At 72.8% G+C, this 21878-nt stretch carries 25 protein-coding genes; 6 read left to right on the top strand and 19 right to left on the bottom strand.

The window, feature by feature from the left end; genetic code table 11:
• Positions 1-30: 30 nt before the first annotated feature.
• Together ABT008_RS17495 and ABT008_RS17490 are read right to left on the bottom strand one after the other, a co-directional pair.
• A complete protein-coding gene (locus tag ABT008_RS17495) occupies positions 31-282 on the bottom strand; it encodes a hypothetical protein (RefSeq protein ID WP_350697258.1) in 252 nt (83 codons plus the stop codon).
• Positions 283-403: 121 nt separating this feature from the next.
• A complete protein-coding gene (locus tag ABT008_RS17490) occupies positions 404-664 on the bottom strand; it encodes a hypothetical protein (protein WP_117228080.1) in 261 nt (86 codons plus the stop codon).
• 161 nt (positions 665-825) lie between these two features.
• Between ABT008_RS17490 and ABT008_RS17485 the strand changes: the two genes are divergently transcribed.
• A complete protein-coding gene (locus tag ABT008_RS17485; protein WP_350697257.1) occupies positions 826-1230 on the top strand; it encodes an MmcQ/YjbR family DNA-binding protein in 405 nt (134 codons plus the stop codon).
• Positions 1231-1529: 299 nt separating this feature from the next.
• On the opposite strand, the gene ABT008_RS17480 is transcribed toward ABT008_RS17485, so the two are convergent.
• From ABT008_RS17480 to ABT008_RS17400, 17 genes are all read right to left on the bottom strand, one after another.
• Positions 1530-1787 (bottom strand): excalibur calcium-binding domain-containing protein, encoded by a 258-nt coding sequence (locus ABT008_RS17480; RefSeq protein ID WP_350697256.1) that lies wholly within the window; start codon positions 1785-1787, stop codon positions 1530-1532.
• A 449-nt stretch (positions 1788-2236) separates the two neighbouring features.
• The gene (locus tag ABT008_RS17475; protein WP_350697255.1) at positions 2237-2800 is read right to left on the bottom strand and encodes a GNAT family N-acetyltransferase; all 564 of its coding nucleotides are present in this window, start codon (positions 2798-2800) and stop codon (positions 2237-2239) included.
• Between the two features lie 125 nt (positions 2801-2925).
• Positions 2926-3897: a glycine betaine ABC transporter substrate-binding protein gene (locus tag ABT008_RS17470; RefSeq protein ID WP_350697254.1), complete on the bottom strand. Its 972-nt coding sequence runs from the start codon at positions 3895-3897 to the stop codon at positions 2926-2928.
• 95 nt (positions 3898-3992) lie between these two features.
• The gene (locus ABT008_RS17465; RefSeq protein WP_350697253.1) at positions 3993-4583 is read right to left on the bottom strand and encodes a GTP-binding protein; all 591 of its coding nucleotides are present in this window, start codon (positions 4581-4583) and stop codon (positions 3993-3995) included.
• Entirely contained in the window at positions 4567-5001 is a 435-nt protein-coding gene (locus tag ABT008_RS17460) for a DUF742 domain-containing protein (RefSeq protein WP_350697252.1), read from the bottom strand. Before ABT008_RS17460 ends, ABT008_RS17465 begins: the two co-directional genes overlap by 17 nt.
• On the bottom strand, positions 4998-5423 hold the full coding sequence (locus tag ABT008_RS17455; protein ID WP_350697251.1) for a roadblock/LC7 domain-containing protein: 426 nt from the start codon (positions 5421-5423) through the stop codon (positions 4998-5000). Before ABT008_RS17455 ends, ABT008_RS17460 begins: the two co-directional genes overlap by 4 nt.
• Positions 5413-7881, bottom strand: a complete 2469-nt coding sequence (locus ABT008_RS17450; protein WP_350697250.1) for a sensor histidine kinase — start codon at positions 7879-7881, stop codon at positions 5413-5415. The genes ABT008_RS17455 and ABT008_RS17450 overlap by 11 nt, the downstream gene beginning before the upstream one ends.
• A gap of 425 nt (positions 7882-8306) precedes the next feature.
• Complete coding sequence (locus ABT008_RS17445) at positions 8307-8489, bottom strand: hypothetical protein (protein ID WP_350697249.1); 183 nt, start codon at positions 8487-8489, stop codon at positions 8307-8309.
• 230 nt (positions 8490-8719) lie between these two features.
• On the bottom strand, positions 8720-9064 hold the full coding sequence (locus tag ABT008_RS17440; RefSeq protein WP_350697248.1) for an antibiotic biosynthesis monooxygenase family protein: 345 nt from the start codon (positions 9062-9064) through the stop codon (positions 8720-8722).
• Positions 9064-10362, bottom strand: a complete 1299-nt coding sequence (locus ABT008_RS17435; RefSeq protein WP_350697247.1) for a beta-ketoacyl synthase N-terminal-like domain-containing protein — start codon at positions 10360-10362, stop codon at positions 9064-9066. Before ABT008_RS17435 ends, ABT008_RS17440 begins: the two co-directional genes overlap by 1 nt.
• Positions 10359-11633, bottom strand: coding sequence for a beta-ketoacyl-[acyl-carrier-protein] synthase family protein (locus ABT008_RS17430; RefSeq protein ID WP_350697246.1), 1275 nt, complete (start codon positions 11631-11633; stop codon positions 10359-10361). Before ABT008_RS17430 ends, ABT008_RS17435 begins: the two co-directional genes overlap by 4 nt.
• Complete coding sequence (locus ABT008_RS17425) at positions 11630-12028, bottom strand: cupin domain-containing protein (RefSeq protein WP_131054094.1); 399 nt, start codon at positions 12026-12028, stop codon at positions 11630-11632. Before ABT008_RS17425 ends, ABT008_RS17430 begins: the two co-directional genes overlap by 4 nt.
• A complete protein-coding gene (locus ABT008_RS17420) occupies positions 12021-12788 on the bottom strand; it encodes an SRPBCC family protein (RefSeq protein ID WP_350697245.1) in 768 nt (255 codons plus the stop codon). The genes ABT008_RS17425 and ABT008_RS17420 overlap by 8 nt, the downstream gene beginning before the upstream one ends.
• The gene (locus tag ABT008_RS17415) at positions 12785-14164 is read right to left on the bottom strand and encodes an acetyl-CoA carboxylase biotin carboxylase subunit (RefSeq protein ID WP_350697244.1); all 1380 of its coding nucleotides are present in this window, start codon (positions 14162-14164) and stop codon (positions 12785-12787) included. The genes ABT008_RS17420 and ABT008_RS17415 overlap by 4 nt, the downstream gene beginning before the upstream one ends.
• Before the next feature lie 11 nt (positions 14165-14175).
• Complete coding sequence (gene accB / locus ABT008_RS17410) at positions 14176-14754, bottom strand: acetyl-CoA carboxylase biotin carboxyl carrier protein (protein ID WP_502890447.1); 579 nt, start codon at positions 14752-14754, stop codon at positions 14176-14178.
• Positions 14755-15008: 254 nt separating this feature from the next.
• A complete protein-coding gene (locus ABT008_RS17405) occupies positions 15009-16697 on the bottom strand; it encodes an acetyl-CoA carboxylase carboxyltransferase subunit alpha (RefSeq protein WP_350697243.1) in 1689 nt (562 codons plus the stop codon).
• Positions 16694-17020 carry a TcmI family type II polyketide cyclase gene (locus ABT008_RS17400; protein ID WP_131056042.1) on the bottom strand — a complete coding sequence of 109 codons (327 nt, stop codon included), beginning with the start codon at positions 17018-17020 and terminating at the stop codon, positions 16694-16696. Before ABT008_RS17400 ends, ABT008_RS17405 begins: the two co-directional genes overlap by 4 nt.
• Positions 17021-17327: 307 nt before the next feature.
• Between ABT008_RS17400 and ABT008_RS17395 the strand changes: the two genes are divergently transcribed.
• The 5 genes from ABT008_RS17395 to ABT008_RS17375 all read left to right on the top strand — a co-directional run bounded on the left by ABT008_RS17395 (position 17328) and on the right by ABT008_RS17375 (position 21770).
• Positions 17328-18131: an AfsR/SARP family transcriptional regulator gene (locus tag ABT008_RS17395; protein ID WP_350697242.1), complete on the top strand. Its 804-nt coding sequence runs from the start codon at positions 17328-17330 to the stop codon at positions 18129-18131.
• Between the two features lie 132 nt (positions 18132-18263).
• On the top strand, positions 18264-18611 hold the full coding sequence (locus tag ABT008_RS17390) for a TcmI family type II polyketide cyclase (RefSeq protein WP_350697241.1): 348 nt from the start codon (positions 18264-18266) through the stop codon (positions 18609-18611).
• Between the two features lie 14 nt (positions 18612-18625).
• On the top strand, positions 18626-19975 hold the full coding sequence (locus ABT008_RS17385; RefSeq protein ID WP_350697240.1) for an FAD-dependent oxidoreductase: 1350 nt from the start codon (positions 18626-18628) through the stop codon (positions 19973-19975).
• Between the two features lie 218 nt (positions 19976-20193).
• The gene (locus ABT008_RS17380) at positions 20194-21357 is read left to right on the top strand and encodes a helix-hairpin-helix domain-containing protein (protein WP_350697239.1); all 1164 of its coding nucleotides are present in this window, start codon (positions 20194-20196) and stop codon (positions 21355-21357) included.
• A gap of 206 nt (positions 21358-21563) precedes the next feature.
• Positions 21564-21770 carry a hypothetical protein gene (locus ABT008_RS17375; protein WP_117228195.1) on the top strand — a complete coding sequence of 69 codons (207 nt, stop codon included), beginning with the start codon at positions 21564-21566 and terminating at the stop codon, positions 21768-21770.
• The last annotated feature ends 108 nt before the right edge of the window (positions 21771-21878 follow it).

The following is a 21878-nucleotide window of genomic DNA, read 5'->3' as shown; positions in this document are numbered from 1 at the left end:
GTCACCGGCCCGGCGCGCGCCGCGAGCGGATCAGGCGTAGTCGAACGTCCAGAGGAACCACTGGGCGCTCTGCGGGGCGGCACTCTGCTCGCAGTACCACCAGTCCCACCGGTTCTCGCTGATGCCCGAGGCACCGTACGACTGACAGAAGGTGTAGCTGTAGTAGACCCCGCGCAGCGTCCCGCCGGGCGGATCCGCCGCAGCCGGTGCCGCACCGACCACCAGCGCCGCGCCCACCGTGGCGAGCGCCGCCACCGGCGCCAGCATCCTGCGTTTGCGCATGAGTACCCCCTGCAACAGACCGGTCGACGCACACGCATCGACATCTGTCGACAAGCGTGACGACGCCCGGGACGCGCCGTCAACGCGTTCCCGGGCGGTGGTCGACCGACGGTGGGGTGGACTAGTTCAGCGGGCGCTTGAGGTGGTATCGGTGCACCTCGGTGCTGCCCTGGACGTTGTTGACGTCCTCGGCGGCGGTGACCAGTTCCCAGCCTTCCCGGCCGTACCGGTTGAGGTGTGCCACGGCGGTGTCGCCGTACGCGGTGATGTCCTTACGGGATCCGTCCGGGCCGTACCAGACGAACGAGACGTGGAAATTGCGGCCCTGTCCCTGGTAACGGCGAACCAGCAGGGCGTACTCCCAGGCAACCATGCCGCCCATTATGGCCGTCCACGCAGGAGCACGGTACGGCGAAGGTCACCGTTCGCTTTCCGGCGAACGCGGTGTGTCGCCGTCGAGGTGCGCGTGGCGCCGCGTCCGACACGCCGTACGGGACCGGTGCGCGCCTCCTGCCGGCCTCGGTCGGGGCGTATGGTCGGGCGGTGGCCAGTTGGGATGACGTCCGCCGGATCGCGTTGAGCCTGCCGGAGACCGGCGAGCGCCCCTCCTACGACGGGCTGCCCGCCTGGACCGTACGGGACAAGTCCTTCGTGTGGGAGCGGCCCTTGCGCCGCACCGACCTCGACGCGCTCGGACCGGCCGCGCCGGACGGCCCGATCCTCGGCGTACGCGTCGCCGACCTCGGCGTCAAGGAGGCGCTGCTCGCTGACGACCCCGCCGTCTACCTGACCACGCCCCACCTCGACGGCTACCCGGCGGTGCTGGTGCAGTTGGACCGGATCGACGAGGCCGAACTGACCGAGATCGTCACGGAGGCGTGGTTCGCCCGCGCGCCGAAGCGGCTCGCCGCCGCCCACCGGGCCGCGACGGCACCGCCCGAAGCCTGACGCCGCACCCACCGAACCGCCCCTGCCCCGGCTGCCAGCGCCCTTCTGGTCAGGCCGTCATCCGCCGGGCCGCCTGCTGCGCGCAGAGCAGTCTGGCTGGCGACCGCCGAGGGCACCCCGCCTGCCCCACCTGCCCCGCCTGCCCCGCCGGCCCCGCCGGCCCCGCCGATCATGGAGTTGTGGTAGGCGAAATACCTCTGTTCACGGCTTTCGCGCAGGCCGTTACTCCATGATCGGCGAGGTGGCGGACCGGCATCACCGGTGGCAGGCCGGGAGTGTCCCGAGCCCGTGGCCAGCCGCTATCGCTTTTCGCAGGCGACGCCGTCCTTGTCACGGTCGAGTTTGGTGTTCGCGTTGTAGATCGCCGTCGAAACCTTGAAGTTCGTGACCGGCTTCGTTCTGCCGCGAACCTTGTCCCGTGCGCCCTTCTTGCCGACGCCATGCCGGTACTTCTTGTTCAGCGCGGTGCAGTTCTTGAACTTCGTCGGGGCAGCCTGTGCGGGCGACACCACGGCCACTGTGCCCCCGGCCAGCGCCAAGGTGACGACGAGTGCCATCCGGACCAGTCTGGAAACCAATCCATCCTCCATATCGGATAGTGGGTGGAGAAGGCACGCTACCGCCACATGAATCGGCATAGCGCCCTCCACCCGACTCGTCCGGCAGGGCTTACGGCGGCACTTCCATCACCATCCAGGCAGCACCTTCGACGCAACGCCGCCCGAGGTCTGACAGCTCGGATGACACCGAGCTGGTCACCGGCACAGAAGTCCCACCGGCCGCCGGAGAAGCCCCCGCTTACCGAAGATCACGCTCGATCCCGGATCGAGTGGTATCCGAGCGCGACGATGACCACTCGATCCCGGATCGAGCGTGATCTTGCAGTGGAGGAAGGAGGATGGGCCTGGTGCGGGCCGCGAGCGGACCGGGTGGAGCGGGTGGAGCGGGTGGAGCGGGTGGAGCCGGGCGGACGGGTGGAGCGAGCGGAGCGGGCGGGTGGAGCGGGTCAGCGTCGCATCACCCAGACCGGGATCGGGTCGGTCAGCGTGTCGACCAGCTCCCACCCGGCACGTCGGTAGATCTCGACGTTGACCGGGTTGCCGGTCTCCAGCACGGCCGGCAGGCCGTCGTCGGCGGCCCGACGCAGCCCCGCGCTCATCGCGGCCCTTCCCAGGCGGCGACCGGCGTGCGCCGGGTGGGTGCCGAGTATGCCCAGGTACCAGTGCGGATGGCGGGGCAGGACGGCACGCAGCGCCTGGTCGTAGGCGTGCACCCGGCGCAGCGCGTCGTCGGGCAAGGCCGGGCGACGTCCGTCGTCGAGGATGGCCGTACCGGCGACCGGCGGCTCCCAGATGGCGGTCGCGGCACCCCGCTCGACGGTCCAGACGGTGCCCTTGACCACCTGCTTGTCGAAGAGGTGACCGAAGAGGACGGCAGCCGACCGTGCGTAGCTCTCGTCGTCGGAAAAGAAGAAGCGAACGACGGGATCCGTGACGAACGCGGCCACCAAAGCGTCGACCACCGGCGTCCGGTCCGCTGGAGTCGCGACACCGACCTCGGGAGCATGCACGAGATCGGACTCTAGTCGTCCGGGACGCGCCCCGCTGACCGGTCGACGGCGTGGCCCGAGACCGGGCCACGCCGCCGCGCTCTGTCCGGCGGCCGATCGGTACGCGGTCCGCCGGGTGGGCCGACTCAGTCGGCGGGCAGCCAGTCCTGCCAGACGTCCGGGTTGGCGTCCAGCCACTTCTTGGCGGCCTCGTCGTGGGACAACTCGTCGACCGTGAGGTAGCGGGCCACCTCGTTCTGCTGGGCGTTGGTCCACTGGAAGTTCTTGATCAGTTCGGCGGCCGGGTTGCCGGACTCGGCGAACTCCCGGTTGGCGATCTTGTCGAGGTCGTAGGGCTGGTAGTCGCAGGCCACCTTCTCCGGGTCCACGTCACAGCCCGGGGTGTAGGGCGGCAGCTTGACGTGCACCAGGTCGACCTCGGCGAGGAACCACTGCGGCGCATAGAAGTAGCCGATCGCCGGCCGACGGTCGCGCTCCGCCTCCCGGAACGCCTCGATGAGCTTGTCTTCGCTGCCCACGGTGCTGACGGTGTAGTTCAGCTTCAGGTTGCGGATCAACGCCCGGTCGTTGGTCTCGTACGAGGGGTCGCCGTTGAGCAGGACACCCCGGCCGCCGGAGGTGGGCGTCCGGAACAGGTAGGCGTAGTCGTTGAGGTTGCGCCAGTTGGTGATGTTGGGGTGCTGCTCGACCAGCCACGGCGTCACGTACCAGCCGACGACGCCCTTGTTGCCGGTCATGCCGTGCTCGACGGCCTTGCGTTCCTCGTCGATGTACTTCTTCTTCAGTCCCTCACGGCCCCAGTTCTCCAGGATGACGTCGGTGCTGCCGGCGGCGACCTCCTCCCATGCCTCCTCTGCGGTGAGGTCCTTGACCACCACCGTGCAGTTGAGCCGGTTCTTGGCCAGGTAGCCGATCACCGCGAGGTTCGCCTCGTACCCGATCCACGGCAGGTTGGCCAGCGTCAGCGTGCCGCACTCCGTCCGCTCCGGCGGCCCCGGCGGCGCGACCCGGGGCTGGATGTCGGCTGCGCAGCCGGTCAGTGCCAGTGCGGCCACGCAGGCGAGGGCCGCCGCCCTGGTCCACCCTGATCTCTGCATCGCTGCCTCTTCTCCTCTTCGTCGTTGCGCCCGGCCGCGGGGCCGGAGGGGTGCGGCCGTCCGCTGGGCCGGAGGGGTGCTGGGGCGTCCGCTGGTCAGCGACCGGCGCCGGCCCGCGCGAGGCGTTGCGCCAGCACCACCTCGGTGAGCGCAACGAGCACCTGCTTGACCGACTCCCGCTGACGCGCGTCGCACTCCACCAGCACCACGTCGTCGGCCACGCCGAGGGCCTCGCGCACCTCGGCCAGCGCGAAGCGGCGGGTCGCCTCGAACGTGTTGACGGCCAGCAGGAACGGGATGTGATGGTCCTCGAAGTAGTCGATGGCCGGGAAGCAGTCCTCGATCCGCCGGGTGTCGATCAGCACGACCGCACCCAGCGCGCCGTCCACCAGGTCGTCCCAGAGGAAGGCGAACCGGTCCTGTCCGGGCGTGCCGAACAGGTACATCAGCAGGGACTCGTCGAGGCTGATCCGGCCGAAGTCCAGGGCCACGGTGGTGGTGGTCTTGCCGGACACCACCGAGGTGTCGTCGACCCCCACCGAGACCTCGGTCAGGTCGGCCTCGGTGACGAGCGGCTCGATCTCCGACACCGCGCCGACGAAGGTGGTCTTGCCGACGCCGAACCCCCCGCTCACCACGATCTTGACCGCGGTGGGTGTGGGCGGCTGGCTAGAGAGCGCGGACACGGTCCCTGATCCTCTCGATCATGGCGACGGAGAGCTCGCCCTGTTCCTCACGGCGCAGGTAGCCCTCGCTGAGCAGGTCTGCCACCAGCACCCGGGTGACGCCGAGCGGCACCCGCAGCGCCACCGCCAGGTCGGCCACGGTGATCGGCCGCTGGCACAACTCGACGATCCGGCGGGCCTCGAAACGCAGCGGCGCGGAGAGCGCCGCCGGTTGGGCGGAGAGCAACGTCTCCACCCGCAGGCCGTCCTGAACCGGCCGAGTACGTCCGCCGGTGAGCAGGAACGGACGTACCGCCTCCGCGTCGGACGGCTCCGGTGTGGACGGCGGTGGCTCGGGAGCCGGGCCGTCCGACGCCGGGGCAGCGGTCCAGTACGGGATCATCCGCGGGTCGGGCAGCCGCGGTCCGGCACCGCTCACCGGGGCAGCACCCGTCTCGACTCGGAGATCAAAGCGGGTGTCAGCATGCTGCCGAACCGGTCGGCGAGCAGCGAGATCTCGTAGCCGACCAGGCCCAGGTCGCAGTCCCCGTCGGCGAGCACCCCCAGGCAACTGCCGTCGCTGATCGCCGACACCAGCAGGAAGCCGCGCCTCATCTCGATCATGATGAGTTTCAGCCCGTCGAAGTCGTACTTGCGGGAGGCGGTCCGGGCCAGGCTGGCCATGCTGGACACGATCGCGGCGAGTTGGTCGCCGGCACCCCGGTTGAGACCTGCGGAGACGGCGATGAGCAACCCGTCGGACGAGACGGCGACCGCGTCCCGTACCCCGTCCGTCTGCCGGACGAAGTTCGCCAGCAGCCAGTTCAACTGGTGTGGATCGCTCTGGATGTCAACCTTCACGGGCCCCCCAAGGCTCGGTCGTGGTGTCGTCGCTGGACCGGGTCGGTGGTGCCGGCCGGTCGACCTGGCCGCGGAGCGTTCCGGCCCGCAGCGCGGTCAACCGGTTCCGGATCTCCATCGGCGAGTCGTCCATGGCGGCCGGACGCGGCGCGGACGCGACCGGGTCGGCGGCCGGTGCGGGCGCGCTGGCACGCCGCTCGCGGGGCAGGCGTTTGCGCAGCCCGTTGGTGGTGCGCTCCTCCACCGGGCCGACGGCGGACACCTCGCCGGCGATGGTGGGCGGCCGACCGGCGACGGGCCGGTCATGCCCGCGCGGCGCGGCGGGCGCGACGCGGGTGGCGTGCGGCGGCGCGTCGATGGCGGTTCGCGGACCGACCCCGGCGATGCCGACGGCGGGCGTCGGACGGGCGGCGGGCACCGACGGCAGGAGCGGCGGCGCGGCCGGTTCGGCGGCCACCCGGGCGGTGGTGGAGGTGACCGTGATGGCCGTCTGCGTGGTGCCGACCGCGTCCGCCCCGTCGTCCGGGGCGATCGCGTTCCGGTTGGTCAGCACCGTGGCGGGCAGCAGCACCCGGGCGGTCACCCCGGTCACCGGGGAGGGTGCGAGCTGCACGTCGATGCCGAGGTCCCGGGCGAGCTGACCGACCACGTGGTGGCCGAGGTAGCGGGTCGGGGCCGAGACGTAGTCGACCTCGCCGCGCAGGCGGGCGTTGGCCTCGGCCAGGTCCTCGGGCGACATGCCGATGCCCTGGTCGGTGATGGCCACGAGGTAACCGTCCCCGCTGCGCCGGCCCTGGATCTCCACGTCGGAGTCCGGCGGGGAGAAGGTCAGCCCGTTCTCGACCAGCTCGGCGAGCATGTGCGCGACCGCGCTGACGTTGGCGCCGACCACCCAGGCGTCGTCGATCCGGCGGATCTGCACCCGCCGGTACTCCTCGACCTCGGAGATGGCGGCCCGGATGACGTCGGCGATCGCGAGTGGCCGCGTCCACTGGCGGGGACCGCCGGCCCCCACCAGGACCAGCAGGCTCTCCGCGTTCCGGCGCATGCGGGTGGCCAGGTGGTCCAGCTCGAAGAGGTTGGCCAGCCCGGCCGGGTCGGTCTCCTCCCGTTCGAGCTTGGTGATGAAGCTGAGCTGGCGGCGGAGCAGGTTCTGGTTGCGTCGACCCAGGTTGGCCAGCGACTCGGTGGTGCTTCGCCGCAGCACCGCCTGCTCGGTGGCGAGGCGGAACGCCACTTCCTGGACCTGGTCGAGGGCGCCGGCCACCGAGCGGACCTCGGTGCTGGAGCGGGTCGGCACCTGGACCGGCTCCGGGGCCCGTGGTTCGCTCTCCTCGGTGCCGTCCTGGAGCTGCCGCACGGCGACGGGCAGTCGGTTGGCGGCCAGGTCACGCGCCTCGGCGGCCAGCATCGCCAGCGGCCGGGTGATCGAGCGGGAGGCGAGCACCAGCAGGCCCACCGCGCCGGCGAGGAAGAACGCCACCAACGCACCGAGCGCGAACAGCCGCCGGGTCGACTCGCCCTGCCGTTCGGCGGCCCGCGCCTCGATCTCCGCGCCGACGTACTCCTGCATGTGGCGCATGCCGTCCAGCACCGTGGTCAGGGCCGACCACCAGGCCTGCGGGTTGACCTGCACCCGGCGGCCGTCGGCGGAGTCGAGCGCGACCTGCTCGAAGAAGCCGGCCACCCGGGCGGCGCCGGTGTCCAGCACCCAGTCGTTGGCGGCCCGTTGGCCCGGGGTGGCCCGCTCCTCGAAGTCGGCCAGCGCCGTGTCGCGGGCCGCCCGCATCTCGGCGAACTGGAGGAACTCGCCGTCGGCGAAACCGCCGGCGGAGAAGACCCCGTTGAGGAAGGCGCGCTGCTGGGCGGTGCTCTCCTTGATCCGGCTCAACGCGGTGAGGGTCGCCACGTGCCGTTGCAGTTGCGGGTCCTGCGCCTGGTCCAGGTCGTAGTCGAGGCGGTTCAGGGCGGCGATGCGCTCGGTGAAGAAGTCGAAGGTCGCGGCCCGCCCGGCGCTGCCGCTGTCGGTGGCGGAGCGGACCACGTCGAGCCCGTCGAGTTCGCGCAGCGCGGCGCCGACCCGGTCGGCCACCTGTCCGCCGCCGGAGATCGCCTCCTCGACCGCCCGGCGGCGCTCGTCCACCCGCTCGCGGGCCGGGGCCACCTCGTTACGGAAGCCCTCGTTACCACCGAGCAGTGCGGCGCTGATGCCACGCTCGACCTGCAGCTCCTGGGTCAGGTCCTGCACCTGCAGGGCCAGCGACACCGACTCGCTGGCCTTGCGAACGGCCTGGTAGGACGACACCTCGACGACCGTCACGTAGCCGAGCAGGAGCAGCACGGCCGCCACCGGCAACGCGATGATGGCGGCGAGTCGACTGCGGATGCTGCCGCCGCCTGTCACCACAGGCTCCTCGGCGCCCGGGCCGGGCTGTGGTCGAACGCCGGCAGGGCGCATCGGTCGGGAACCTGTGTGGACACGCGGTCTCCAATCACCGGCATGGCCACGCAGGCCGGTGTGAGGCATCAGGGGGATTGATCACAGCAATATCCCGGCATACCCGGCCGCCCACAACCCTCAGGCGGAATCGTCACGGCCGGAGAGCTTGGGTTCTGCCCATTCGGTCAGCGTCGGCCGACCGAACGACCGACCCCGGTTTCGGGCATTGTGAAGTGCTCGGAAACCGAACGAGTCCCGGATCGTCGGCATCGGAGGAACCACCCTCACCCGACCCGGTCGGGTACCCGGTGGACCGATTCGGCACCCCGGCCGCAGACCGGTCGGCACCCCCGGCGAGCACGGTGCGCGACCGCCGGTCCGACCTGTGTGGACGACCGGCGGCACCGGATGGTCGGTGGCGGAAGAGGCCCGTCAGGCGGGCCTCACTCGTCGCCCGGGACCACTCCCACGGTCGGGCCGACGTGCCGCGCGGCCGACTCCGCACCCGCCACCTCACCGCGGCCACCCCGGACCCGCTCCGGCCGGCACTCGTCGACGGGACGCCCGAACAGGTCGGCGGACACCTGCCGGCTCGACTCGGTCGGGAGGTACAGCGGGCCCGTCATGTGATCGCCACCGTCCTGTGTCGACGTGGGCGATTCGCCCACGTGCCGCGTGCCTCGGAACGCTGCGGGAACCCTACGGCAGCCGGGACGAGCATTGCCAGATGCAAATGGCTCAAGGAGAAAGGGCGGCTGGCGGGATTGTCGACACCCCCTCCGACGGGCAGGATCGGATCCGTGTGTCGACTCCCGGTACGCACGAGGTGACCGAACGTACGATCCGATGTGGTTGGTCAGGCCGGGACCGGGGTCTGGGCGTACACCTGGAAGCGCAACGAGCGCGCGTCGGTGAAGCACTCCCGCATCGGCCGGACCAGGTCACGGTGCTCGGGACTGCGCTCCCACGCCTCGAAGTCGGCCAGGCTGGCCCACTCGCTGGTGATCAGCCACTGCTCCGGATCGGTCGCCGAGCGGCACACCTGGTCGACCAGGTGCCCCGGCACCCCGCCGGCGACCAGATGGCGCACCGCCTCGTACGCCCGCAGGAAGTCGTCGGTGCGGTCGACCGGGACCCGGACCAGGAACACCACCCGGCCGCGCTGCGGGCCCGGCCCGTCCCCGCGCTCGATCACCGTCATCACTGCTCCGTTCCGCTCGGTGGCGCGCCGCGCAGCACCAGCGCGCTGTTGAATCCGTCGAACCCTCGGGCACAGACCAGGGCCAGTCGGTGGCGCGGACGCCGGGCCGCCCGCAGGAAGCCCAGCTCACAGCCCGGTGCCACGGTGTCCGGACCGGCCGAGGCGGGCAGCGTGTCGTGCGCGAAGGCGAGCAGCGCGGTGGCCACGTCCAGCGCCGAACCGCCCTGGTGCGCCCGCCCGGTCAGCGACTTGTGCGTGGTCACCGGCGGGGCCAGCCCACCGAAGACCGACCGCAGCGCCTCGGCCTCGGAACGGTCGTAACGGGGCACCCCGAGCGCGTCGGGGAACACCACGTCCACCTCGTCCGGTTCGACCCCGGCCCGGCCCAGGGCCAGCCGCATGGCGCGGGCGTACTGCCGAGGGTCACCGGCGGACTCGGCGGTGGTGTGCGCGGCGTCGTGGGTGGCACCCCACCCGGTCACCTCGCCGTAGATCCGGGCGCCCCGGGCCAGGGCGTGACCCCGCTCCTCCACCACGAAGACCGCCCCGCCCTCGGCGGGCAGGTAGCCGCTGGCTGCGGCGTCGAACGGCCGGTACGCCCGCTCCGGGTCGGTCTCCGCGCTGAGCAGGCCGGACCGGAGCTGACAGGCCAGCGCGTACGGGCTCAGCGGGCACTCGGTCGCCCCGGCGAGCACCACGGAGGCGCCCCGCCGCACGGTGCGGACCGCGTGGGCGAGGCTGTCCAGGCCACCGGCCGACTCGGCCACCAGCACTCCGCACGGACCCTTGGCCTGGTGCCGGATGGAGAGCTGCCCGACGCTGGCCGCGTAGAACCAGGCGATCGACTGGTACGCCCCGACCGTGCGGCTCGGCGACGACCAGAGCCGTTGCAGCTCCCGCTGGCCGAACAGGTTGCCGCCGGAGGAACTGGCCAACGTGACCGCCCACGCGTACGGGTCGGGAGCCTGCTCGGGCAGGCCGGCGTCGGCCAGCGCCAGCCCGGTGGCGGCGAACCCGAGGTGGGTCCACCGGTCGGTCTGCACCAGGGCGCGGTTGTCGGCGTACCGGGCCGGGTCGAAGTCGGCCACCTCCCCACCGAGGCGGGTCGGGTAGCCACCGGCGTCGAAGAGGGTGATCGGCCCGGTGCGGCGCTGACCCGCGAGCACGGTGCGCCAGTGCGCGTCGGCACCCACTCCGCTGGGCGCGACCACGCCGATGCCGGTCACCACCGCGCGGGCCACCGTGCCGTCGCCGGACGGTCGGTCGGTCGTCGTGTCGTCGTACGCGGGGGCGGTCATCGCGTCACCTCCCGGCCGAGGCGGCGGAACAGCATGGCCGACTGGAACCCGCCGAAGCCGCTGCCCACCGAGAGCGCCACGTCCACCGGCACCTCCCGCGCCTCGTTCGGCACGTAGTCCAGGTCGCACTCCGGATCGCGGGTGGTCCAGTTGGCGGTCGGCGGCACCACTCCGAACTCGATGGCCAGCGCGCACGCGGCCATCTCGATCGAGCCGATCGCGCCCAGCGAGTGCCCGACCATCGACTTGATCGAGCTGATCGGCACCCGGTACGCGGCCGGCCCGAGGGCCCGCTTGAACGCGGCGGTCTCGTGCCGGTCGTTCTGCCGTGTGCCGGAGCCGTGCGCGCTGATGTAGGAGACCGCCTCCGGCGCGAGCCGCGCCTGCCGCAGCGCGTCGGTGATGGCCAGGCCCATCTCCACCCCGTCCGGACGCAGCCCGGTCATGTGGTAGCCGTTGCTGCGGCTGGCGTAGCCGGCCACCTCGCAGTAGACGTGCGCGCCGCGCCGCCGGGCGTGCGTGGCCTCCTCCAGCACCAGCACCGCCGCCCCCTCGGCGAGCACGAAGCCGTGCCGGTCGGCGTCGAAGGGCCGGGAGGCGTGCGCCGGATCGTCGTTGTCCGGGCTGGTGGCCTTGATCGCGTCGAACGAGGCCACCGTGACCGGGGAGATCGGCGAGTCGGCCGCGCCGGCCAGCACGATGTCCGCCTCGCCGTCGGCGATGAGCTGGTGGGCGTACCCGATGGCGTCGATGCCGGAGGTGCAGCCGGTGGAGATGACCTGCGCCGGGCCGTGCAGCCCGTGGTGGCAGGCCACGTCGGCGGCCAGGCTGCTGGGCACCAGCGCCGGATAGAGGTACGGCCCGCCGAGCGCCGCGTCGACCAGCCAGCGCCGTCCACTGTCGCTGACCGTGACGTACTCCTGTTCCAGCGCCATGGTGCCGCCGACGGCGGTGCCGAGCACCACGCCGGTGCGGTCCCGCTCGGCGTCGGTGAACTCCAACCCGCTGTCGGCGACCGCCTCGGCGGCGCAGGCCAGCGCGAACTGCACGTACCGGTCGGCGCGCTGTCGTTGGGCCGGGGTCAGCCGGGCGGCGTCCGGGTCGAAGTCGCACTCGGCGGCGATCTGCGAACGGAACGGCGACGGGTCGAAGAAGCTGATCCGCCGGGTCGCGGTCCGCCCCTCGGTGATGCCCTTCCAGAACCGGTCCCGGGTGACGCCCCCGGGAGCCACCACGCCGATCCCGGTCACCACCGTGCGCCGCCCCGTCACGACCCGTTCCGCTCGTCGGCCACCTCGGTGTCGACGTGACCCAGTTCCGGACGGGGGGCCAGCGGACCGAGGTGGAACACCACCTCGGCCGGCTCGTCACCGGTGTTGCGCAGCCGGTGCCGGACGTTGCGGGCCACGAACAGCGCCTCACCGGCGGTCAGCAGCACCGGCTCGTCGTCCAGGTCGACGGTGATCGTGCCCCGGGCGACGTAGAGGAACTCCTCGCTGTACGGGTGGTAGTGCTCGGCGATCCGCTCCCCCGGCCCCATGGTCGCCACGCCCATGAACCCCGAGGTGCTGCCGACGGTACGCGGGCCGAGCAGGACGCGCAGCTCACCGCCGCGACGGCGGTCGGCGGGTACGTCCCGGGCGGCCACCAGTGCCAGGTCACTCATCGTCGTCTCCGTTCGTCGGGGCGGTCGCCACCGCTGCGGCCCGGTCCCGGGCCAGCCGCTCGATCCGGTCCTTGATCACGGCGAGCTGCACCACGCTGTTGGTGTTGATCCGCTCGGTCATCCCGGCGTTGTCCACCGGGGCGGTCGGCTTCATCGCGAAGTCCTGCACCCAGGTCATCCGGACGCCGTCGGGCTCCTCGGTGTAGGTCCAGTGGATCCGCATGTACTCGAACGGTCCGGTCTCGACCCGACGCGCCCGCACCTGCCGGGTCGCCGGGTCGGGGGTGCGTTCGCTGACCCAGCTCCAGGCCACCCCGTTCTCGTCGGGGTGCATGGTGAGGCGGAACCGGACGGTGTCGCCGTCCCGGCCGAGGATCTCGGCCTTGGCGTACTCGGTGAACAGCTCGGGCCAACCGGCGACGTCGTTGGTGACCGACCAGACCAGTTCCAGCGGCGCGGCGATGACGATGCTGTTCTCGGTGTGCCCGGGCGGGTCGGCGGCCGGTGCGGGCGGGTCCGTCTGCTCGGCGACCAGTTCGGCGACGGCCGGGATGGTGAGCTGCGCGGCCTGCTCCGGGATGCTCACCCGCCACCGGTCGGCGACCACGGCGGAGAGTTCGAGCAGCGCGAGCGAGTCCATCCCCAGTTCCTCCAGGGAGGCGGCCGGGGCGCGGGCGGCCGCGTCCGGGTCGAGCCCGCAGTTGGTCACCAGGATGTGGGTGATCTCCGCGGTCAGCGAACGGCCATCGGTGACGGTCATCGGTTTCTCCTCTGCTGAACGGGGGTCGATCCGGCGGTCATCCGGTCGACCAGGCCGGTGGAGTAGCGCCCCTTGCGGAAGTCGGCGTCGTCGAGGACCCGCCGGACGAAGGGGATGGTGGTCCGCACACCCGGACCGGTGATCTCGAACTCGCGCAGGGCCCGGTCCAGTCGGCTCAGCGCCAGATCGCGGTCGGGGGCCCAGACGGCCACCTTGGCCAGCAACGAGTCGTAGTGCGGACCGACCAGGTAACCGGCGTGCCCGTGGGTGTCGACCCGGGTGAACGGGCCGCCGGGCGGCACGAAGCGGTCCAGCCGGCCGGGGGTGGGGACGAAACCTCGGTCCGGGTCCTCCACGTTGACCCGGCACTCGACGGCCACCCCGGTGAACCGGACGTCCTCCTGCCGCAGGCGCAGCGGTGTACCGGCCGCGATGTGGAACTGCTCGTGTACCAGGTCGATCCCGGTGATCATCTCGGTCACCGGGTGCTCCACCTGGATCCGACAGTTGATCTCCAGGAAGTGGAACCGCTCCTCGGCGTCCACCAGGAACTCCAGCGTCCCGGCACCGGTGAAGCCGACGTCCAGCGCGCCGCGCAGGGCGGTCCGCGCCAACGCGTCCAGGGTCGCCGGGGCCAGCGCCGGCGCGGGTGCCTCCTCGACAAGCTTCTGGTGGCGGCGCTGCACCGAACAGTCCCGGGTGCCCAGGTGCACACCGTTGCCGTGGGAGTCGCAGAGCACCTGCACCTCGACGTGCCGGGCGTCGGTCAGGTACCGCTCGACGTACACCCGGTCGTCGCCGAAGGCGGCCTGCGCGGCGGCCCGGGTGCGGGCGTACGCGCGGGGCAGGTCGGCCGGCGCGCGGACCACCGTCATCCCCCGGCCGCCCCCACCGGCCGCTGCCTTGACGATCACCGGGTAGCCCACCTCGGCGGCGACCACCGCGGCCTCGCCCACCGTCGGCACCGGTTGCACCGCACCCGGCGGCAGCGGCAGCCCGGCCCGGCGCATCAGCGCCCGGGCCGAGGACTTGTCCGCCAGCGCGGCCATCACCTGCGGCGACGGGCCGACGAAGGTGAGCCCGTTGTCCACGCAGATCTCGGCGAAGTCGGCGTCCTCGGAGAGGAAGCCGTAGCCGGGATGCACCGCCTGCGCGCCGACCTTGCGGGCCGCCTCCACCACGGCGGCGGCGTTGAGATAGCTGCGACGGCTGGGCGACGGTCCGATCCGGACGGCCTCGTCGGCCAGCCGCACCGCGGCCGAGTCGGCGTCCGCGGTGGAGTAGACCACGGCGGTACGGATGCCCAGCTCACGGCAGGCCCGCAGGATGCGCAGCGCGATCTCGCCCCGGTTGGCGATGAGCACCTTCTCGAACACGGTCCACCACCTCAGGCCTGGTCCAGGGCGACCAGCGGCTGGTCGTACTCCACCGGCTGGCCGTCGGCGACCAGCACCTCGGTCACCCGGCCGGCCCGGTCGGCGGTGATCTCGTTCATCAGCTTCATCGCCTCGACGATGCCGACCACCTGCCCGGGTCGTACCCGGTCGCCGACGGTCACGAAGGGCGCGGCACCAGGCTCCGGCGCCCGATAGAAGGTGCCGACCATGGGCGAGCGCACCGCGCTGCGAGGGACCGGCGGCACCGGCGGCGCACCGGCTCCGACCGGGACGGTGGGTACGGGTGGCGCGGGGTGGACGGCCGACGCGGCGGGCGCGGTCGACGTGCCGGGTGCGGAGGCGAGCGGGCCGGTTCCGGCCTCGTGCTGCCATTCCACCTCCAGCTCGGTCCCGCCGGCGCACAACCTGAGGCGGCGCAACGGACCGGGCAACTCGGCGACGAGTCGGCCGACGTGCCGACGCAACCCGGTCAGCGCGGCCTCGGTGTCCGCCTCGTCGCGCGCTCCGGACTCCGATCCGGCGAGGTCCGGCCGGTGCGGGTCCGATCGGCGTGGCTCCGGCCGGTGCAGGTCCGATCGGTGCGGGTCCGATCGGTGCGGGTCCGTCGCGCCGGGCGTGTCCGGTGCGGGTGGCGGGCAGGTGGGCTCCGGGGCGCGCTCGCCCCTCGGCGTCGGGGCGGGCGCCGGCTGCGTCACGGTCACCGGTGGCCGGTCGACCGGTGCCGCGACACCGGGCCCGGGCAGGCCGCCCTCCGGGCCGCCCGGCACCGGCGGCCGGACCGTCGGGGTACCGGCGACGGCGGGCGCGGTGCCGCCCGGGGCGCTCACCGGGCACCCGCCCGCAGGCCGCTCCGGGCCGCGCCGAACCGGCGGAACCGGCGTCGGCGGCGCTGCACCAGCGTGGCGACCGGCAGCTCCAGTAGCGGCAGCAGGTTCGTCAGCACCGCCTCGCGGACCGCGTGGGCCACCGCCTCCGGGTCGTCGGCGGCCGAGCCGGGCGGTTCGGGCACCACCTCGTCGACGATGCCGAGCCGGACCAGGTCCGGGGCGGTCAGCTTCAGTGCCCGGGCCGCCTCCGGCGCGGCGGTCCGGCCCGGCCAGAGGATCGCGGCGCAGCCCTCCGGGCTGATCACCGAGTAGACCGCGTGCTGGAGCATCAGCACCCGGTCGGCGACCGCGAGGGCGAGCGCGCCGCCGCTGCCGCCCTCGCCGGTGACCACGGTGACGACCGGGGTGGGCAGCACGCTCATCGTCAGGATGTTCTCCGCGATGGCGGCGGCCTGGCCGTGCTCCTCGGCGGCGATGCCGGGGTCCGCGCCCGGGGTGTCCACCAGGGTCACCACCGGCAGGCCGAGCCGGGCGGCGAGTCGCATCAGCCGCAGCGCCTTGCGGTGCCCGGCCGGGCTGGCCATGCCGAAGTTGCGGGCCACCAGTTCGGCACTGGTGTGTCCCTTCTGGTGCCCGATCACCATCAGGTGCCGGCCGTCGAGCCGGGCGAGCCCACCGACCACGGCCGGGCAGTCGCCGCCGAGCCGGTCTCCGTGCAGTTCGGTGAACCCGTCGAAGGCGGTCTCCAGGTAGTCCAGCGTGGTCGGGCGGGCGGGGTGCCGGGCCAGCCGTACCGTCGCCCAGGCGTCCCGGGTCGTCGGCTCCGGTTCCGCGACCGGTCCGGCGGGACGCGCCGACGTGGGCGCGACGCCGGGTCGACGCCCGCCGGCCGCGGCGGCGAGCAGCGTCGTCAGCCGGGCGCGCAGCGCGTGCCGGGGCACCACCATGTCGACCTGGCCGTGCCGCAGCAGGAACTCGGCGGTCTGGAAGCCCTCCGGCAGGTTCCGTCCGGTGACCTGGCGGATCACCCGGGGGCCGGCGAAGCCCATCCGGGCGCCGCTCTCGGCGATCACCAGGTCGGTGCAGGTGGCGAACGAGGCGGCCACTCCCCCGTACGTCGGGTCGGTGAGCACGCTGACGGTGAGCAGCCCGGCCTCCCGCAGCGCGGCGATCGCCTGGCTGACGGTGGCCATCTGCATCAGGGACAGGGCGCCCTCCTGCATCCGCGCGCCTCCGGAGGCGGTGACCAGGACCAGCGGGACGCCGGCCGCCAGCGCCTCCTCGGCGGTGCGGGTGATCAGTTCGCCGACCGCGCTGCCCAGACTGCCGCCGAGGAACCGGAAGTCCATCACGGCGAGCGCGCACCGGTACCGGCCGACGGTGGCGGTGCCGCAGAGCACCGCCTCGGCGAGTCCGGTGTCGGCGCGGGCGGCGGTGAGCCGGTGCGGGTACGGCAGCACGTCGACGAAACCGATCGGGTCCACCTCGACCGCGCGGTCCGGCAGCGGCTGGAAAGAGGACGGGTCGACCAGCTGGCGTACCCGCTCGGGTGCGGCGAGTCGGGCGTGCCGGCCACACTCGGGGCAGACGTCGAGGTTGCGCCGCAGCCGCTTGCGATACAGCAGGGTGGCGCAGCCGCCACAGCGCGACCAGAGCGTCCCGTCGGCCGGCGCGGTGGCGGTCACGACCGTGGCCCGTCGAAGTGGTAGAAGCAGCGGGCCATCGCGTCGCGGGGGGACCGCCAGGTCGGCAGGTACGGCGAGACGTACGGACTCAGCCGGGCGCTGACCCGCTGGAACTCGGGATGGTCCCGGACGGCGGCGACCGCCTCGTCGCCGGGTGACTCGGTCTCCAGCAGGTGCACGTACAGGTCGCCGAGCCGGTAGAGCGACCGGTGTCGGACGCCGACCAACCGGGGCAACTCGGTGGTGTCGGACTCGGCGAAGATCTCGGCGACGGTGGCCTCGGCGGTCGGGTCCACCTTCGCGACGATCAGCGTGCGGTCCATGCTGGACCTCCCCTTTGGGCCGGTGGTGACGCCACCGGATGCCCGGACGAATGCGGCCACGATGCGCCGCCGCGCGTCACCCGGGCGTCACCGGAACCTCGGTCCACAAGGACGGTTGGTGACGTTCCGTTGACGCATGCTGTGCCCCGCCTGTGTGTTGCCGAAGTCCATGATCATCGCAAGTGCGCAGTTCAGAGGCGGCTTCATGAAGACGGCTAAGTTACTGTGGCGACATCAGCGTTGACTCAGAGTAACTGCTATTGATAATCTTCACGACGGAACCGACCATTCCGCAGGGGGTACCGCCGTGGCCGCCGACCCACCCGCGCCGACCACCGGCGAGCACCGGACCACCGAGGTACGACTGCACCTCCTGGGCGGTTTCCGGCTCACCCACGACACCACCCCGGTGGTCGTGCCCCGGGGACTGCAACGGATCATCGCGCTGATCGGCCTCCGACCCGACGCGACCCGCGCACACCTGGCGGGCCTGCTCTGGCCGGAGGCCGGCGAGGACCGCGCCCTGTCCTCACTGCGCACCGCGCTGTGGCGGCTGCGGCAGGACCCGTACTGCCCGTTGACCACCACCGCCGACACCATCCGCCTCGACCCGCTCGTCACCGTGGACGTCGACCGGTTGGTCGAGACCGCCGCCCGGGTACGCGACGGCCAGGCGCCCGAGGACGCCGCCGAGGCGCTCGCCGCCGGACGGCACGACCTGCTGCCCGGCTGGTACGAGGACTGGGTGCTGACCGACCGGGAACGGCTGCGCCAGCTCCGGCTGCACATGCTGGAACAGGTCGCCGCCCAGCACCTGGCCGCCGGGCGGCACGGCGAGGCCCTCGAGGCGGCGCTGGAGGCGATGGCCGCCGAACCGCTGCGCGAGACGCCGCACCGGCTGGTGGTCCGCATCCACCTCGCCGAGGGCAACGCCTTCGAAGCGGTACACGCCTTCTACGTCTACCGCGACCTGCTGCTGCGGGAGCTGCGCCTGGAACCGTCCCCGGCGATGAGCGCGCTGCTCGACGAGACGCTGGAACCGATCCGCCGGGCCACCCGGGTACCGGCCGAGACCCGCCACCCGGGCGGCCCGCGGTTCCGGACCCGCTGACCCGGCGGTCGCGTCACCGGCCCGACCGGTCGCGTTGACGGGCAGGTGACAGTCCACCGGAGAGGGTGGCACCGGAAAGCCGTCCGTGGCCCGGCGAGGTGCACGGGCGGGAACACCGGTGAAAGGGGTCCGATGAGCCGTCTAGTGATCGTGAACAGGATCATCCCGGGCGCGGAGGGACGGGTGGCGCAGATATTCGCCGAGTCCGACGCGACCGAGCTGCCCGGCCTGACCGGGGTACGCCACCGGTCCCTGTACTGCCTGCACGACCTGTGCGTACACCTGATGGAGACCGACGACGTCGGCGCGGACGCCCTCGCGGCGGCCCGCAACCACCCGCTGTACCGCGAGGTCAACGAGCGGCTCTCCGCGCACACCTCGCCGTACCTGCCGACCTGGCGCTCCCCCCGCGACGCGATCGCCAGCTGCTTCTACCGCTGGGACGCCGCAGACGTCCCGGCGCCCCGCGTGGCCGGCTGACCGGCGGTCGGCTGATGTCCACCCGAGCACCGCACGTCCTGGTCATCGGCGCGGGCACCGGCGGTCTCTGCCTGGCCCACGGGCTGCGCCGGGCCGGGATCAGCGTCGCCGTGTACGAGCGGCACCGGACCCGGGCCGACGGGCTGCTCGGTTACCGGGTGGGCATCGGGCCCACCGGCAGCCGGGCGCTGCGCGACTGCCTGCCGCCCGAGCTGTTCCGGATCTACCTGGCCACCTGTGCCCGCTCGCCCCGCTACTTCAACGTGCTCACCCAGCGGATGCGGCACACCGCGTCGTTCCCGTTGCGACCGGACACCGACCCGGTGGACACCGAACGGTCGGTGGCCCGGATGACGCTGCGTCAGGTGCTGTTGACCGGCATGGAGGACGTGGTGCACTTCGACCGCACCTTCACCCACTACGAGCAGCACGACGACGGTACGGTCACCGCGTACTTCGCCGACGGCACCAGCGCCGTCGGTGACCTGCTGGTCGCGGCGGACGGCACGCACTCCGCGGTCCGCCGGCAGTACCTGCCGCACGCCACCGTCCGGGACGCCGGCACCGTCAACATCGCCACCCGGATCCCGCTCACCGCACACACCCGGGGACTGCTGCCGGAGACCGTCCGGCGCGGCATCTCGCTGATCTTCGGGACCGGTGGGGTGATGGGCGTCCTGCACGTGATGGAGTTCAAGTGGGACGGCGACGGACGACTCAAGCCGGACGTCCCGCCCACCGACGCGGCCCTGCTGGCCGACTGGCCGGGGCTGCGACACGACCCGACCCGCGACAACATCAACCTGGTGGTGTGGAGCACCGCGCGGCGCTTCCCGGCGGACGTGCTGCACCGCCGGGGCGGGGATCTGGTCCAGGTGGCGCTGGAGTTGACCGCCAACTGGCACCCGACCCTGCGCGAGCTGCTCAGCCGCGCCGACCCGGACAGCGCCCTGCCGATCCGGGTGTCCACATCAGAGCCGGTGCCGCCCTGGAAAAGCAGCACGGTCACGCTGCTCGGTGACGCGATCCACACCATGACCCCGGGTCGGGGTGTCGGCGCCAACACCGCGTTGCGCGACGCCAACCTGCTGCGGCGGCACCTGGTCCACGCGGTGGCCGGCGAGAAGACGATGGTGCAGGCGGTGGCCGACTACGAGGCGGCGATGCTGCCGTACGGCTTCGCCCGGGTGGCCGACTCGTTGAACCGTAGCGGCACCAGCGGTGACGACCGGATGTACAAGCCGGTGTTCGGCCGGCTCGCACTGCTCGGCGCACGCGGGTACTTCCGGGTCACCAGCCGGGTACCCCCGCTGCGCCGCAAGTTCGTCGACGACTTCTACACCTATCGCGGCGAGGAAGACTGATCTGTCCCCACCCGACCCCCGGCACGGCGACCCGTGCCGGGGGTCGTCGTGTACCCACCGTGTCCACACCGTCCGTTCCGTCACGGACACTTGTGGTGAACCCCGTCCCGCGAGTACGGACTGTTACATGGCCTGCCTGTTGCCCCGGCCCCACGTGTGCGAAGCTGCGGCGAGCTTTTTCGCGACGATTCGGACGTAGGACTTCAGGGAGGTTTACCGTGGGCGACTCCTTCGGGAGCTGGCTGATACTGCTCGTGGCACTGCTGGCAGGTCTGGCGGTGGGCTGGGTGCTGCTGCGCGGGCGACGGGGCGAACCTCCCGCGTCGACCACCGCGAGCACCACCACCAGCGAGCCGACCCCGGCCGCCACCGTCAGCGAGCCGACCCCGGCCGCCGTCGAGACCGCACCGGCCCCCGCCGCCGTCATCGCGGAGCCGACCCCGGCCGCCGTCGAGACCGCACCGACCTCGACCACCGCCGAGACCGAGCCCACCACCGCCGCAGAGCCCTCCGCCACTGTCGAGACCTCCGCCACTGTCGAGACCGAGGCGGCCCCGACCACCGCCGCTGTCGAGACCGAGGCCGCGCCGACGACCGCCGAGACCTCCGCCGCTGTCGAACCCGCCGCCGAGACCGCGCCTGCGGTGGACGCCGAGCCGGCCGCCGCCCAGCCGGCGATCGACGCGCCGGTGGGCACCGACGCCACCCCGGCCGAGGACGTCGCCACCGCGCCGACCACCGTCGACGCGACGGCGACCGGCGAGCCCGAGCCCGCCCCGGCGCTGTCCGCCGCACCCGCCGCCACCGCGCCGGCCAGCCCGGATCCGGTAGCCACCGCGCCGGTCACCCCGGACCCGGTCACCGAGCCGGTCGCCGTGCCCGCCGACAGCACGACGCCGGAGCCGGTGTCCGTCCTCGACGCACCCGAGACCGACTCCGCGACGCGGCCCGCCGTCGCCACCCCACCGGTACGGCCCACCCCGACCGCCGACCCCACCGAGCCGGCCGCCACCGAGCCGGCCACCACCGAGCCGGCCACGGCCGGGTCTGCGGCGTCGCCCGTTGCCACCGAGCCCACTGCCGAGCCGACCGCTGCCGAGCCGGTGGCTGCCGAGCCGACCGCTGCCGAACCGGTCGCCGCCGCGTCCTCGGTGGCCGCGCCCGCTGCCGGAGCGGCGGACGACTTCCGGCGTATCCAGGGTGTCGGGCCGAAGATGGCCGCCGCCCTGCAGGGCGCGGGCATCCTCACGTACCGGCAGTTGGCCGAGCTGGACGAGGCCGCGCTGCGGGAGGTCATCAAGGGTGCCGGGCTGCGCGCCACCGCGAGCCTGGTCACCTGGCCACAGCAGGCGAAGGTGCTGGCGGCCGGCGGCACCGACTGACGGCACGCCCCCACGGGCCGCCGACGCGGACAGGTCTTCGGACCGTCCCGGGTCGGCGGCCCGTTCCGTTGCGGTCACCGTGTTGCCGGTGATCGTGTCCGGGGACATGGCCCGTCGACGGGGACTCGCCGCCCTCCGTTTGGCCGTTCGGTCCGTCTGGGTACAAGGCCCGGCACCGTGCAACCCACCGGACCGTGGAGGAAGCCATGCGTGGCACGTCGATATTCGGAGTCCTGGTCGTGATCTGGCTCATCATCGGCGCGGTCGCCGCCGGCCAGCGCGGCTACTACGACAACGAGGAGACCAACTGTGCCGAGTTGGGCACCATACTGGTGACCATCGTCGCCGGGCCGCTCAACTACGTCGGCGCCAACCCTCAGGTCGAATGCGAGCTGCCGCAGCCCTCGCAGTGACTCTGCCCGGGTGGCGCCGGGTGACCCCCACCCGGCGCCCCCAGCACCCAGCACCCCGGCGCCACCCGACATCACCCGTCGGCGCACACCTGCACGTAGAAGATCACG

It is taken from the genome of Micromonospora sp. NPDC002389 (genome assembly GCF_040296095.1).
Classification (GTDB): domain Bacteria; phylum Actinomycetota; class Actinomycetes; order Mycobacteriales; family Micromonosporaceae; genus Micromonospora.
This window is presented reverse-complemented; position numbering and strand designations above follow the sequence as displayed.